Source organism: Olsenella uli DSM 7084, from assembly GCF_000143845.1.
GTDB classification, from domain to species: domain Bacteria; phylum Actinomycetota; class Coriobacteriia; order Coriobacteriales; family Atopobiaceae; genus Olsenella; species Olsenella uli.
Map to the genome: position 1 here is coordinate 845,625 of NC_014363.1, position 14,642 is coordinate 860,266.

The 14,642-nt window shown below is 65.4% G+C and carries 12 protein-coding genes; 9 read left to right on the top strand and 3 right to left on the bottom strand.

Features of this window, described 5'->3' with window-relative positions; genetic code table 11:
* Positions 1-40: 40 nt before the first annotated feature.
* From OLSU_RS03720 to OLSU_RS03755, 8 genes are all read left to right on the top strand, one after another.
* Positions 41-718, top strand: coding sequence for a MarR family transcriptional regulator (locus OLSU_RS03720; RefSeq protein ID WP_013251615.1), 678 nt, complete (start codon positions 41-43; stop codon positions 716-718).
* A 288-nt stretch (positions 719-1,006) separates the two neighbouring features.
* Positions 1,007-3,058 carry a transcription termination factor Rho gene (rho, locus tag OLSU_RS09340; RefSeq protein WP_013251616.1) on the top strand — a complete coding sequence of 684 codons (2,052 nt, stop codon included), beginning with the start codon at positions 1,007-1,009 and terminating at the stop codon, positions 3,056-3,058.
* Positions 3,059-3,338: 280 nt separating this feature from the next.
* A complete protein-coding gene (locus OLSU_RS03730; protein ID WP_013251618.1) occupies positions 3,339-4,538 on the top strand; it encodes a hypothetical protein in 1,200 nt (399 codons plus the stop codon).
* Positions 4,539-4,781: 243 nt separating this feature from the next.
* Positions 4,782-5,981, top strand: coding sequence for an ABC transporter substrate-binding protein (locus OLSU_RS03735; protein WP_013251619.1), 1,200 nt, complete (start codon positions 4,782-4,784; stop codon positions 5,979-5,981).
* A gap of 182 nt (positions 5,982-6,163) precedes the next feature.
* Positions 6,164-7,039: a branched-chain amino acid ABC transporter permease gene (locus OLSU_RS03740; protein WP_013251620.1), complete on the top strand. Its 876-nt coding sequence runs from the start codon at positions 6,164-6,166 to the stop codon at positions 7,037-7,039.
* Positions 7,040-7,051: 12 nt separating this feature from the next.
* Entirely contained in the window at positions 7,052-8,185 is a 1,134-nt protein-coding gene (locus OLSU_RS03745) for a branched-chain amino acid ABC transporter permease (protein ID WP_013251621.1), read from the top strand.
* Complete coding sequence (locus tag OLSU_RS03750) at positions 8,178-9,035, top strand: ABC transporter ATP-binding protein (protein WP_013251622.1); 858 nt, start codon at positions 8,178-8,180, stop codon at positions 9,033-9,035. The genes OLSU_RS03745 and OLSU_RS03750 overlap by 8 nt, the downstream gene beginning before the upstream one ends.
* A complete protein-coding gene (locus tag OLSU_RS03755; RefSeq protein WP_013251623.1) occupies positions 9,036-9,743 on the top strand; it encodes an ABC transporter ATP-binding protein in 708 nt (235 codons plus the stop codon).
* A 126-nt stretch (positions 9,744-9,869) separates the two neighbouring features.
* On the opposite strand, the gene OLSU_RS09345 is transcribed toward OLSU_RS03755, so the two are convergent.
* From OLSU_RS09345 to thrC, 3 genes are all read right to left on the bottom strand, one after another.
* Positions 9,870-10,793, bottom strand: a complete 924-nt coding sequence (locus OLSU_RS09345) for a GNAT family N-acetyltransferase (protein WP_162260684.1) — start codon at positions 10,791-10,793, stop codon at positions 9,870-9,872.
* A gap of 225 nt (positions 10,794-11,018) precedes the next feature.
* Positions 11,019-11,921, bottom strand: coding sequence for a homoserine kinase (thrB, locus tag OLSU_RS03765; protein WP_013251625.1), 903 nt, complete (start codon positions 11,919-11,921; stop codon positions 11,019-11,021).
* A complete protein-coding gene (thrC, locus tag OLSU_RS03770) occupies positions 11,918-13,402 on the bottom strand; it encodes a threonine synthase (RefSeq protein ID WP_013251626.1) in 1,485 nt (494 codons plus the stop codon). The genes thrB and thrC overlap by 4 nt, the downstream gene beginning before the upstream one ends.
* A gap of 106 nt (positions 13,403-13,508) precedes the next feature.
* Between thrC and OLSU_RS03775 the strand changes: the two genes are divergently transcribed.
* Complete coding sequence (locus OLSU_RS03775; RefSeq protein ID WP_013251627.1) at positions 13,509-14,639, top strand: homoserine dehydrogenase; 1,131 nt, start codon at positions 13,509-13,511, stop codon at positions 14,637-14,639.
* Positions 14,640-14,642: the final 3 nt, after the last annotated feature.

The window sequence follows — 14,642 nt, forward strand, 5'->3', positions numbered from 1 at the left end:
CCCCATGGTGGGGCATTTTTTTGAGGGGTGGGTGAGCGCTATGGAGCTTCGCGAGTACCTGTCGATACGTCGAGCCTACAACCTGGTCAGGAAGTCGATGGACTCTCCGGAAAGGCTGACGTTTGCCGAGTTTGCGATTCTCTGTAGGTTGGATCTGTCCCAGAGCTGCCTGAGGACCTCAGAGATCGCCGACTATCAGGGCTCCTTGCGCCCGACGACCACACACAGGACCAAGCATCTGGCGTCCCTCGGCCTCATCGAGCGCCAGAAGGGCAGCGCCGACAGGCGCAACGTCGTGTGCGCCATAACCGATGGCGGTCATGACTATGCGGCAAGGCTGTGCACCATGACCTGTGACAGGATCTCCTCGACGCAGCCCCTCGGCCGCACGTCTCCCGAGCGCGTTCAGCGCTACGTCGACGCAATGGGGGCAATCAGCTACATGGCCGGCGACCTGACGCTGCTGGGGCTCTACAGCTTCAAGGGGGAGCCCACATCCATCTCCGAGATCGTCACTACGCTGGGGCTTCTCCAACCCACGGTCTCCATGTCCGTGGCGGCGCTCGAGGAGGAGGGCCTCGTCGAGAGGACCGAGGCCATCTCCCCCGCAGGCACCCATGTCACGAACGTGACGCTGACAGACGGCGGACAGGATGCCGCAAGGAGGCTTGTGAGCCAGATCGCGAAGACCATCGTGCGCCGCCGTCCGCGTTCATAGCGTTAGGGGCCGGTGGCCCTTCGCAGATTCCGCCGGTCCTCCTGGTCGATTGCGAGCCATTTTTATTTTCCCGTCGTCATCATGCGTCATGCCTGCTATAGTTACAGCAGCCAAGGTACCGCGAGCGGTTGCCTTTTGGCAGACGGCCACTCTCAACACACTACGGGCATGTCCTTCTCCTTCCGCGTCTTTTGAGCGTGTGGGAAGGCGTTTCGGCTGGCCGTCATCTCCAACAGGTCATATGCGGCGCAAGCGCCGTGTGTCATTCGCTTGAGAAAGGCAGTCTGAATGACGAAGGATACCGCAGATCCCGCCCAAGAGGCCATGGCGCTCCCAACAGGGGAGGCGGAGGCACCCAAGCGTCGGCGTCGTACCGCCAGGAAGAAGGCCCAGGAGGAAGCGGCCGCGCCCCTCTCGCCCGAGCCTCCCCTCGCGTCGGGCGAGGTTGCCGAGAAGCCTAAGCCCCGCCGCAGGCGCGCGAAGTCGGCCGCCGCGGTCGAGGAACAGGTCGTGTCGGGTGCGGCTCAGCCCGAGGCGACCCCAGCGATCCCCACCTCGCCCTTGCCCGAGGCGCCCATGACGCCCCCGCGCGAGATTCCCGCCGCCAGCAAAGACGGACAGGCGGGACAGCAGTCGCCGTCCGAGGAGGCCGCCAAGCCCAAGCGCCGCCGCGGCCGCCCTCGCAAGAGCGAACAGCTGCAGGCCGATGCGGGTGAGGCGGCCAGGCCGTCTCAGGGGGTGACCCCATCCACGGCGACTGTCCTTGCCGCTCCCGCCGCGACGCTGGCCGAGGCCGATGCCGCAGCCGAACGTCTGGGCGACCAGCATGTGGGAGGCCAGGGCGTCCCGGCTTCGCGCGGCGCGGATCAGCGCAGCGCAGACCAGCACGATGACGAGGCGACCCCTCGCCATCGGCGTCGGCGCGAGCGCGCCCACAGCCAGAACGGCGAGGCAGCCGATGGTCGTGGCGGGAACGGCTATGGTGGCTACGGCAGCAATCGCCCGGGCCGCAACCAGAAGCGCCGCGGGCGTCGCGGCCAGAACGACGCGAATCTCGAGCCCTCCCTCACCCGTGACGCACTTGCCGAGATGAAGGTTGCCGAGCTGCGCGTCAAGGCGCAGGAGCTCCACGTGGACTACGTCGGTGTCCGCAAGAAGGCCCTTGCCGAGGCCATCTACCAGGCTGCGGCGCGCGCCGAGGGGTTCAGGTCCGTCGAGGGCGTGCTCGAGATCCAAAACGAGGGTTACGGCTTCCTCCGCACTGGTAACTACATGGTGGGCGAGGACGACGCCTTCGTGCACCAACAGCTCATTCGCCAGTACGGCCTGCGTGCCGGCGACAAGGTGGCCGGCTCCGTCGCACCGGCCCGCAACGGCAACAGCAAGTTCCCGCCCTTGCACAAGGTCGAGGCAATCAATGGCGCCGAGCCCGAGAAGATGCGGTCTCGCCCCCGCTTCCGCGACCTCACGCCCATCTATCCCAACGAGCGTCTCGTCATGGAGCATGGCAAGGAGTCGGTTACCGGTCGTGCCATCGACCTCGTCGCGCCCATTGGCAAGGGTCAGCGCGGCCTCATCGTGAGTCCCCCCAAGGCTGGCAAGACGACGGTCCTCAAGCACATCTGCCAGTCGATAACGGCCAACAATCCTGAGGTGCACCTCTTCTGCCTTTTGGTGGACGAGCGTCCCGAGGAGGTCACCGACATGGAGCGCTCCATCAGGGGCGAGGTCGTGGCCTCCACGTTCGACATGCCTGCCTCCAACCACACGGCCGTCGCGGAGCTTGTGATCGAGCGCGCCAAGCGCTTGGTCGAGCTGGGCGAGGACGTCGTCGTGGTCCTTGACTCCATCACACGTTTGGCGCGTGCCTACAACCTCGCCGCGCCCGCGAGCGGGCGCATCCTGTCGGGCGGCGTCGACTCCGCCGCATTGTACCCACCCAAGAAGTTCCTGGGTGCCGCCCGCAACATCGAGGGCGGCGGGTCGCTCACCATCCTCGCCTCCGCCCTCGTCGATACGGGGTCCAAGATGGACGAGGTCATCTTCGAGGAGTTCAAGGGTACCGGTAACATGGAGCTCAAGCTCGATCGCGACTTGGCGGACAGGCGCATCTTCCCGGCCATCGATCCCGTCGCCTCGGGTACGCGCAACGAGGACCTGCTGCTCGACACGGGGCTCCAGCCGTTCGTCTGGGGGATTCGCCGCGTGCTCGCCAACATGAACAACACCGAGCGCGCCGCTTCGGCCCTGGTGAAGGGCCTCAGGGGCACCAAGGACAACGAGGAGTTCCTCATCCGCTCCGCCAAGAAGGCACAGCAGAGCGACTATTTCCAAGGCTAGGCGTCCCTGGTCGCCAGGATCGCGATTCCCTCGCCGCGGACGGGCCTGCCCGGCAGATATTTTTGCCGGACAGGCTTGCAATCGGGACGAATCGAGCTAACATCAAAGCAGTCTGAGGATTTCTGTCTCGGACGCATATAGCGACGGTACATGAAGATGAGACGAAGCAAGCCGTTGTCGCAGCCAGGTGCCATGGCTTCCTGGCGTCTATGCGCAGCTGATGTCACCACTCCTCCCGTATCGCGCGATGTGCGTCGGGTACAACGGGAGGTGGGTCGCGATGATTCGGGAGAAGAGGAACCCGGCCGTGGTGGCAGGGCTTCTGGGTGTGGTGACGTTTGCCGCACCTAAGGTCGCCCTCGCCATCTCTCCCGACATGGGCCTGATCGGCAGCCCCTTCGCACAGTTCGTCATAGGCTGCGCCACGGGGTCGATCGTGACGGGCGTCGCCTGCGCCCTTGCCATCCATGCCTCGCGCGTCCGAGAGCTGCGCGATCTTGAGGGCGGCACCCTGCAGGCCACATCCTCCCTCATGCGTCAGGGAACTGCGAGCTGCGTTACGGCCACATCGCAAGGCGCGGCCGATGATACCTCGCGGCTCTCCCGCGATCCCGGAGTCCGTCATGACCATGTGGCCGCCGGTCACATAGCGACCGACTACGAGGACGTCGCCGAGAACTACGTGCGCCGCGAGACCTTCCGCGAGCGCATGGCATCGCGGGCGCGTGGTGTTGCCGACGTGCTGTCCGAGCGCCTTGGGGCTAGCCGCTTCGATGACCTCCCCGTCATCGAGCGTGCCGACGGCAGCGTAGGTGACGTCGGAACCGGTTGGTGGGAGGCACGTGTGGGCGGCTCGGTCCGTCACGTTGGCGACAGGACCGACCTTGCCGGCGAGCTGGCAGTGCCCTCGTGGATGGGTGACGTCTCCCCTCAGCCCCAGACCTCTCGGTCCCAGGCCCGCCCCGGTGCAGACGTCGCGCCACGGCCTCGCGAGGCCGTGCGCCCACAGCCGTCCCATGCCGCCGTCATCGCGCGTCGTGTCGCCGAGGTCGACCAAGGAAAGTACCCTGCGCGCCGTACGTCGGCCGAGCTGGATCACGACGACATGTGGGATGCCGCGCTCGCGGCAATGGGGGAGAGGATCGACCAGATGCAGTCCTCCCCCGTCTTCCACGACACGGTTGGCGGGGTCGATTCCATCGATGAGCCCGAGGGCCTCGAGTCTCCCACGCGCTTCATCCCGTTCAGGACCCCAGCGGGCCATCCGGAGGTCGTCGACACGGAGTCCTATGTCGACTATCTCATCGGCGAGGAGTTCTCACGCAACTCCTCCCAGGCCGTGCGGCGTCAGTCGCGTGAGTACCTGCGCGTCTTGCGGGGCGGAAGCCAGGACCTCCGTGCCACCGCGCGCCATCGGACCGTTCGTAGCGGCGATTACAGGCCTAGGCATATGGCCGTGCCCACAGCGAGGGAGGCATAGCTGTTCGAGGGCTTGGGCGTGCGCGACGTCGCCGCGATGGAGTTCGAACGCGCGCCACCGCGCCCGTCTCGGGGCCGACGGGACGACGCTCTTTTTGATTGGAATTATTTCCATTCTGTATGCGATGTTACAGGATTGATAAGCCTGGCACCCACCGTGCCATTTTCGTTGGACGCGCTCCTAAAGTATGTCAACAAGCAACCGGCGAGCGGTTGCCATCGACTGATCCCAAGGAGGGTGGACATGGCTAACGCAATCAGCAGGCGCGACTTTGTCAAGCTGAGCGGCATCACTGCCGCCGGACTGGGTGGCGCCTCCATCATTACCGCGTGCGGTGGCTCTTCCTCGTCGTCATCCAACAGCGACTCCATCAAGGTCGGCCTCATGGGGCCGTACTCCGGTGACGTCGCGCAGTATGGCCTGGCCGTGCGCCATGGCGCGGAGCTCTACGTCAAGGAACTCAACGAGGCGGGCGGCATCGGTGGCAGGAACGTCGAGCTCAACACCCAGGACGAGAAGGGCGACGCCACCGAGGCCGTCAACGTCTACAACAAGATGGCTGAGGATGGCGTCGTGGCCATCATCGGCGACGTGACTTCCACGCCCTCCATCGCCGTTGCCCAGGCGTCGGTGAAGGACAACATGCCGTTGGTCTCCGCCTCCACGACTGCGGCAGACTTCATCTCCTACGGACCCAATGCCTTCCGCGCCTGCGTCACCGATCCCTACCAGGGCAAGCTCATGGCCGACTTCGCCGCCACCCAGGGTTACAAGACCGTGGGCGTCATCTTCAACTCCGGTGGCGACTACGAGGTCGGCGTCAAGGACGCCTTCGTCGAGGAGGCGAAGGCCAAGGGCATCACCGTCCTCGACCCTCAGGGCTACGCTGCCGGCGACGTCGACTTCAATGCCCAGCTCACCACCATCATTGCCGGCAACCCCGATGCCGTGCTCGCCCCCAACTACTACCAGGATGACGGCAAGATCGTCACCCAGGCCCGCCAGCTCGGCTACAAGGGCGTCTTCCTGGGTGCGGATGGCTGGTCCAACATCCTCGGCGGCGACGAGGAGTATGCCTCGGCCACAGACCTCGAGGGCTGCTACTATGACTGCTCCTTCATCCTCGAGAATGATGACGAGGGGGTCCAGAAGTTCGTCAAGGCCTACAAGGACGAGTACGGCGAGAGTCCGACCAACTTCTGCGCCTTGGGCTACGATGCGGCCATGGTCATGATGAACGGCATCAAGACTGCCGTCGAGGGTGGTGCCGACCTCTCGAGCGATGACGGCAGGCAGGCCATCATCGACGGCATCGCAAAGGGCTCCGTCGAAGGCGTCACGGGCACCATCAAGTACGATGGCACGGGCGACCCGGTAAAGCCCACGCTCGTAATCACCTTCAAGGACGGCGCTCAGAAGGTCTTCGACACCATCGAGGCGTAGCAGACCCTCCAGGCATCGTCCCACGAGGCGCCGGGAGCGGTCGCTCCCGGCGCCTCGCCTGTGGAACCGGCCTGGCGCCGCCCGCCCGCCGTCCGTCGTGGAGGCCGGCGCCCGCTCGCATTCGTGTACGCGCCGCAGGCCTGTGGCCTGCGGCGGAGAGCTGAAGAGAGGAAGTGTTTGCCGTGACGTTTTTGACGCAGGTGCTGAACGGCCTCCAGCTGGGCAGCATTTACGCGCTCGTCGCCCTGGGCTACACGATGGTGTACGGCATCATCCTGTTGCTGAACTTCGCCCATGGCGACATCATCATGGTGGGCGCGTACATCTCCTGGATCGTGATGGCCCAGCTGGGCCTCAACCCCATCCTTGCGGTCATCCTTTCCGTTGCTGGCTGCACCCTCCTCGGCGTCCTCATCGACAAGGTCGCCTATGCGCCCCTGCGCAACGCCCCGCGCCTTTCGATCCTGATCACCGCGATCGGTGTCTCCTACTTCCTGGAGAACGGCGCCCAGCTCGTCTTCGGCGCCGACGCCAAGGTCGTCCCGTCATACTTTGACGCCACGCCGATCACCTTCGCGGACCTTCAGCTCTCGCCGATCGCCTTGCTGACCATCGTGGTCACCGTCGTCTCCACGGCCATCCTGACCTTCCTGGTCCAGAGGACCAAGCTTGGCAAGGCCATGCGTGCCGTGTCCGAGGACATGGGTGCCGCCCGCCTCATGGGCATCAACGTGAACACGACGATCTCGTTCACCTTTGCGGTGGGCTCGGCGCTCGCCGGCATCGGCGCCGTGCTCTACTCGATGGCCTACACCCAGGCCACGCCGACCATGGGCATCATGCTCGGCACCAAGGCCTTCGTCGCGGCCGTCTTGGGCGGCATCGGCTCCATCCCCGGTGCCGTCATCGGCGGCCTGCTCGTCGGCTTCGCCGAGGTGCTCGTCTCGGCCATCGGCCTGTCCGTCTGGAAGGACGCCGTCGTGTTCCTGCTCCTGATCATCGTGCTGATCGTCAAGCCCACGGGCATCCTCGGCCGCACCATGAACGAGAAAGTGTAAGGAGGCGATACCATGGAAGAGAAGACCGCTTTCGAGAAGAAGCCCATCATCTCGCTCGGCGGCTCCGTCGGCGGCGGGAGGAGAAAGACGCTCTCGACCCCGGTTCGCTACGTCATCAACGCCGTGCTTGTCGCAGCCTTCATCGCCATCGGCGAGCTCATGATCGACGGCGGCGCCATAACGCGCTACCAGACTTCCGTGCTCGAGCAGGTCGGCATCTACGTCATCATGGCCGTCTCTCTCAACATCGCAACTGGCTACCTCGGACAGCTGCCGCTGGGTCACGCGGGCTTCATGTCCGTCGGCGGCTACTCCTGCGCCATCTTCATCATGCGCATGAGCGACGTCATGGGCGTGGGCGCCCGCGACTTCGTCACGGGGGCCCCGGCCGCCATGGCGCTCTTTGTCTGTGGCCTCGCCTTCGGTGGCGTCTGCGCAGCCATCTGCGGCGTCATCATCGGCATACCGGCCCTGCGCCTCAAGGGCGATTACCTTGCCATCATCACCCTGGGCTTTGCCGAGATCATTCGTGTGATCATGCTCAACATCGACGGCGTCCTGGGCTTCGACCTCACGGGTGGCGCCAAGGGTCTCACGGGCATCCCGTCCTACACCAGCTTCGTCAACACCTTCGTGATCGTCGCCATATCGCTCTTCCTCATCCACACGATGATGAAGTCGCGCCACGGCCGCGCCATCCTGGCCATCCGCGACAACGAGATCGCGGCCGAGGCATCGGGTGTCCACACCACCTACTACAAGACCCTCGCCTTCGTCGTCTCGGCGTTCTTCGCCGGCATCGCGGGCGGCCTCTATGCCGGTTGCATAGGCGTCATGGCGCCCGCGAAGTTCGGCTTCATGAAGTCCATCGAGGTCCTGGTCATGGTCGTTCTTGGTGGCATGGGTTCCATGCTTGGCTCCGTCGTCTCGGCGACCGTCCTAACCGTCCTGCCGGAGGCCCTGCGCGCCTTCGCGGACTACCGCATGGTCGTCTATGCCGTCGTCCTGATCATCGTCATGATCTTCCGCCCGCAGGGCTTCATGGGCACCTACGACTTCTCCCTCACCGGCGTCGTGGAGAAGCTCATGAACGGCTCGCTCCCCTGGAAGAGGGAGTCTGCGGAGGAGGTGGACGTCGATGCCTAACGGCAAGAGCAAGAGGAAGCGCTCCGTCCTCGTCCAGATGGAGACGCCCAACCTCATCCCCGAGCGCGATCTGGGCTCCATCCCCGTCCTGCAGGCCGAGCACCTTGGCATCGACTTCGGCGGCCTGACTGCCGTCGACGACTTCAACATCGCCATGGGCCGCACGGAGATCTCGGGCCTCATCGGGCCCAACGGCGCCGGCAAGACCACCATCTTCAACCTGCTGACCAACGTCTACGCACCCACGCGTGGCACCGTCCTGATCGACGGCTACGACACGGCGGGCCTCAGCATGGTGCAGGTCAACAAGATGGGCATCGCCCGCACCTTCCAAAACATCCGCCTCTTCAACCAGATGACGGTCGAGGAGAACATACTCGTCGGGCTCGGCAACTCCATGTCCACAAGCCTCGTGACCGACCTGCTGCGCCTTCCCAAGCACTGGCGCCAGGAGGCGGAGTTCCACGATCAGGCCATGGACCTTCTCGGCATCTTCGACATGCAGAGGTATGCCAAGACCCAGGCCGGCAACCTCCCGTATGGAGCCCAGCGCCGCCTCGAGATCCTGCGCGCCCTGGGCACGCATCCCAAGGTGTTGCTGCTCGACGAGCCTGCCGCCGGCATGAACCCCGCGGAGACCGAGGAGCTGATGGAGAACATCCAGAGGATCCGCGACGAGTTCCAGATCGCCATCCTGCTCATCGAGCACGACATGAGCCTGGTCATGGGCGTCTGCGAGGTCGTCGGCGTCCTCGACTACGGCAGGATCATCGCCAAGGGCACTCCCGACGAGATCCAGAACGACCCCAGGGTCATCGAGGCCTACCTGGGCAAGCGGGAGGTGGACTAAATGGCACTGCTCGCCGTCAAGGACCTGTACGTCTCCTACGGTGCCATCAAGGCCGTCAAGGGCATCGACTTCGAGATCAACGAGGGCGAGATCGTCACGCTGATCGGCGCCAACGGGGCGGGGAAGTCATCGACGCTCAACACCATCGCGGGACTCATCAAGCCCGAGCGTGGCGACATCGACTTCAAGGGCGACAGCCTGGTGGGCATCAGGCCCCACCGGATCGTCGAGAAGGGCTTGGCCCTCTGCCCCGAGGGGCGACGCGTCTTCACGCAGATGAGCGTTGCCGAGAACCTCGACATGGGCGGCTACACCCGCACCGATGCCGAGAACGCCGAGACGATCAAGGGCATCTACGAGCACTTCCCTCGCCTGAGGGAACGCATCGGCCAGTCTGCCGGCACCATGTCCGGTGGCGAGCAGCAGATGCTCGCCATGGGGCGCGCCCTCATGAGCAAGCCAGACCTCCTGATGCTCGACGAGCCCTCGATGGGCCTCGCCCCCATCCTCGTCCAGGAGATCTTCGACATCATCAAGGAGCTCAACAAGCAGGGAACCACGATCCTTCTGGTCGAGCAGAACGCCTCCATGGCACTCTCCATCGCGGACCGCGGCTACGTCCTCGAGGTCGGCCGCATCATCAAGACCGGCACGGGCGCCAGCCTCCTGCACGACGACGACGTGCGCAAGGCGTACCTCGGCGGGTAAACCCAGCCGTCGGCCACGCAATGGGCGGGTCGTCGCGACTGAGCCACATGCGAGAAGGGCAGGGGGTGGGGGAGACCCCACCCCTTTCTGGCATCCCCGTCGTCACCATACTTGGGCCGCGCGCCCTCAGGTCCGGGTGCCAACGTGTCTCGATAGCCACGCCTCGCGCGTCATGCTGGAGAAATGCACGGTATGCAGCACACCGGGCATCGCGCAGGCAACGTCGTGAGCCGTGTGATGGTAGGCGAAGCCGCACTTCTCCTGTACTCGCCTGGACTTCTCGTTCCCGTCGAAGTAGCCGACCCACATCGTGCCCATCCCCAGGTCCTCGAATGCATGGCGCTGCAACTCGCGGACCGCCTCGGGGATGAGGCCCTGGCCCCAGAACGGTACGCCGATCCAGTAGCCAAGCTCGCATTCGTCTCCCGCGAGCTTGATGCTGGCGCCGTTATCAGTCTTGAGGCCGATGCTGCCGACCGCGTGACCTGCCGACTTCGGTACGACCGCGTAGGACTCGGGTGCCGAGAGCACGCCTCGGATGGCGCCCAGGCTGTCCTCGATGCACGTATGGGCTGGCCAGCCTGCCATGGGGCCAACCAGCGGGTCGCTCGCGTAGAGGAAGAGGTCTTTGGCATCCGACTCGAGCCAGGGGCGCAAGAGGAGCCGTTCGGTCTCCAGGCACGCGTGCCGTTTGCTGACGGGGGCAACGGAGGCGCCGCGCGCGAGTCGCATGAGGAATCTCCTCCGCGGCTGGTCGATGGCCCCGCACACCTTGAACCCAAGCCTCTCGTAGAGGCCCTTCGCCGCGACGTTGTCGGCAAATACGGAGAGCGAAATGCTGCCGACCCCGGGATTCGCGAATAACATCCTGACGAATTCGGACAGGGCGCACCCACCTATGCCCCGCCTCGTGCGGCTGGGATCTATAAGGAACCTACCGATATGGACGTCGCCGCCCTCCCCATGCAGCTTCTGGATTATGCCGACGAACTCATCGGCCGAGAAGATCGAATATACGTTGTCGAAGCGCCGTAGCGTCTCGACCGTCAAGGGGAATGCCACCTCCATGCCAGCCCACTGCGCGAGAAAGCCCGCGCCTCGTCGGTTGCTCCATAGGCAGACACGCCCTGCGTGCTCCCGACTCAGACCTTCCGCGAGCGCCACGTTACACATGGCAGACCTCCTGCTGACAGACAACCTCGTGGAAAAAGACAAGGTGCGCACGCGTGCGCATGTGGATACCGACTATCGGGTGGGTGGGTCCTCGACCCACTACTACCCCAGCTCCACGGTCGTGCCGGTCGTATGGGTCCCCAGAATGCGGACCCAGAGTCCCTCCACCCTGTTCTCCACCATGTTGGTGACGGAGCATGCGACGCGCTCGGCGGCCTTGCGGCCGTCGCAGACGGCGAGCATGGTGGAGCCGGAGCCAGAGATGAGGTAGGCTGCCGCACCAGCTGCCAATGCCGTCCTGCGCAGCGGCTCGTAGTCAGCGATGAGCTGGGAGCGATAGGGCTCGTGCAGGCGGTCCTGGCAGGAAACGGCGAGCAGGCCTGCGTCCCCAGTCGTGAGGGCATGCACCGCAGCCACGCAGTGACCGATCTGCCAGACGGCCGTCTCGGTGGGCACGCTCTGGGGCATGACCTTGCGCGCGTCGGCGGTGCGCACTTCGTAGGGAGGCGCGATGGCGACGAAGGCGAGGCACTCTGCGATCTCGAAGCGCAGGGAGTGCGTGTGACGGCCGTCTGAGAAGGAGCTCACGAGGCCGCCCATGATGGCGGGTGCCACGTTGTCGGGATGCCCTTCCAGCAGGGTGGCGATCTCGAGCGAGCCTTTGGGGTCAAAGCCGCTAGCGTTGAGCGCCTGGGCTGCGGCGATGCCGGCGACGACGCAGGCGGAACTCGAACCCAGGCCGCCCGAAAGCGGGATGGGTGAGTGAATCGTGATGTGCAGCCGATGGGGCCGCACGTAGAGACGTCGACAGGCATCGAGGTAGCTCGTCCAGACGAGGTTGTCCTCCCCGCGGAAGCGCTCCTCGCAGCCGTCTATCGACAGTCTGTCGGCCACCTCGAAGATGAACGTCGCCTCGAGGGAGAGGGCAAGTCCCAGGCAGTCGTAGCCCACGCCCACGTTGGCGGAGGTCGCCGGCACCCTCACGACGGCGCGACATCCGCTCATGCGAAGACCCTCTGGCAGGCGCGCTCCACGAACGAGCCCATCTCGTCGCGCCCACAGACGTCCGTGTGGATGACGGGGGCATAGCGCAGGCGTGAGAGCTGGGCGGGCGCCGCAGTGCCGCTCAGGCGCTCGAGCCCGTCCATGCAGGCAAAGCCATCAAGGCCTGCGGTCTTGCCGCCCAGCGCGGCAAGTACGTCAGCAGAGAACTTGTAGGGGCTTGCCGTGGAGAGACAGACGCGCTGCCTGCCCTCGTGGGGCGTGCGGTCGAGGATGGTCTTGGCGACTGCGGTATGCGGGTCGAGAAGGACGTGCCCACCCTCCCAACTGGAGCGAATCGTCCCCTTGGTCTCCTCATCGGTCGCGAAGCCGCAGCCAAAGGTCTCCCGCAGGCGTGCGTGCATGTCTGCGTCGATGGAGTAGACGCCCCTCTCGGCCAGGTCTGACATGTGGGAGCGGACGCGCTCGCAGTCCCCGTCCGACAGGTAGTAGAGCAGGCGCTCGAGGTTGGACGAGACGAGGATGTCCATGGAGGGGGAGATGGTCTTCACGAAGTCGCGCCGCCGGTCGTAGGTGCCGGTCTCGATGAAGTCGGTGAGGACCTTGTTGGTGTTGGAGGCGACGACGAGCCGCCCGACGGGCAGTCCCAGGCGCCTGGCGTAGTAGCCGGCGAGGACGTCGCCAAAGTTGCCGGTGGGGACGTAGAAGTCCACGGCGTCACCCTGGCGGACGGCACCGCGACGCACGAGCTGCGCGTAGGCGTCGAAGTAGTAGGTGACCTGCGGGACAAGACGACCGACGTTGATGGAGTTGGCGCTGGAGAGGACGGTGCCCCCGGCGGCCAGGCGCCCTGCGAGGCTCGCATCCGAGAAGATGCGCTTGACCTCGGTCTGACTGTCGTCGAAGTTGCCGCGGATGGCGCAGACGGCGACGTTCCCCCCTTGCTGGGTGACCATCTGGAGGCGCTGTATGTCCGAGACCTTGCCCTCCGGGTAGAAGACGGTGACGCCCGTGCCCTCGACGCCCGCGAAGCCCGCCAGGGCGGCCTTGCCGGTGTCTCCCGAGGTGGCCGTGACGATCATGACGTCACGTCCGTCACCCTCACGTGCGACGGACATGAGGCGCGGCAGCATCTGCAGGGCGATGTCCTTGAAGGCGCAGGTTGGCCCATGGTGAAGCTCGAGCAGCCAGTCATCGCCGAGGGGGGAGAGCGGCGTCACCGCCGCGCTGTCGAAGTTGTCGGCGTATGCACCCGCGACGCAGGCCCCCACCTCGCCCTCGCTGAAGTCGCCCAGGAGCGTTCCCAGGACGAGGCGAGCGGTCGCATGATAGTCCTGTCCCACGACCAGGGCGAGATCGATCTTCTCGGCCCCCAGCCCGTCGGACACGAAGAGCCCTCCGTCAGGGGCGATGCCCGCCAGGATAGCTTGCTTGCTTGTTACGGAATCGTCGCCATTGCGCGTGCTGTGATAGAAAGTGTCCACGGAATGCACTCCTTGGCCTGGCCCTTGGGTCGCCTGTCTGCCAGTATCATAACGTCGGAGCCTATCGGCCTGCACCTACGACACACAACGGAAAGATTGGAACGCCATGAACATCGCACTGCTTGGCCATGGAACCGTCGGGCGCGGGGTGGACGAGATCATCACCGAGCGCGTCGAGGGCGTGGACGTCACCCGCATCCTCGAGCTGCCTGACCGTCTGAGCGATCCTCGCATGACGGCAAGCTACGATGACATCGTCGGCGATCCCGAGATCGAGCTCGTCGTCGAGTGCATGGGTGGCCTGGAGCCGGCACATACGTTCATCTCGGCCGCACTTGCCGCCGGCAAGAGCGTCGTGACCTCCAACAAGGCCGTCGTTGCGGAGCATTTCGGCGAGTTCGCGCGGCAGGCGCGCACCTCGGGTGCTGCCCTCTTCATCGAGGCGACCTGCGCGGGCGGCATTCCCTGGATCGCGAGCATCCAGAAGGCCCGTCGCATCGATGACGTCACGTCCTTCTCGGGCATCATGAACGGCACGACCAACTTCATCGTCGACGCCATGCTGCGCGAGGGGGCGGACTTTGACGTCATCCTCGGACGGGCCCAGGAGCTTGGCTATGCCGAGCGCGACCCCTCCGCCGACATAGACGGCATCGACGTGCGCAACAAGACGCTCATCGCCGCGTGCGTCGCCTTCGACGTCGACTGTGCCAGGGAGTTCCCCGTCACGGGCATCCGCACGCTCACCAAGGCGGGCCTCGACCTCCTGTCCCATCATGGGCGTACGGCCAAGCTGCTGGGACGCGGCGCGCAGGCCGATGGGCGCTACGCCGTGGCCGTGGAGCCCGTCGCGCTCCCGAAGTCTTCCCTCGAGGCCAACGTCCCGGCCAACTTCAACCTGGTCACCCTCGAGGGCACCACCGTGGGGCCACTCAAGTTCTATGGGCAGGGGGCCGGCATGCTGCCCACGGGCAACGCCATCGTCCAGGACGTCCTCGACTACATGCAGGGCATACGCCCCAGCTATGACTTCTCGCGGGACCTCGCCTACGACCCCGCGCTCCTGAGCTCGGACTACCTCTTCATGACCACGGCGAGCGTCGCGGCCTCCGAGCCCTTCGACGAGGGGGCCGTGCTCGTGCGGGACATCTCCGCGCAGCGTGCGCGCGCGCTCCTCGGAGAGGCCCTCGAGACCGATGCGGCCAGCTTCATGGCTGCGTTTCCCCAGGAGGGCTAGCCC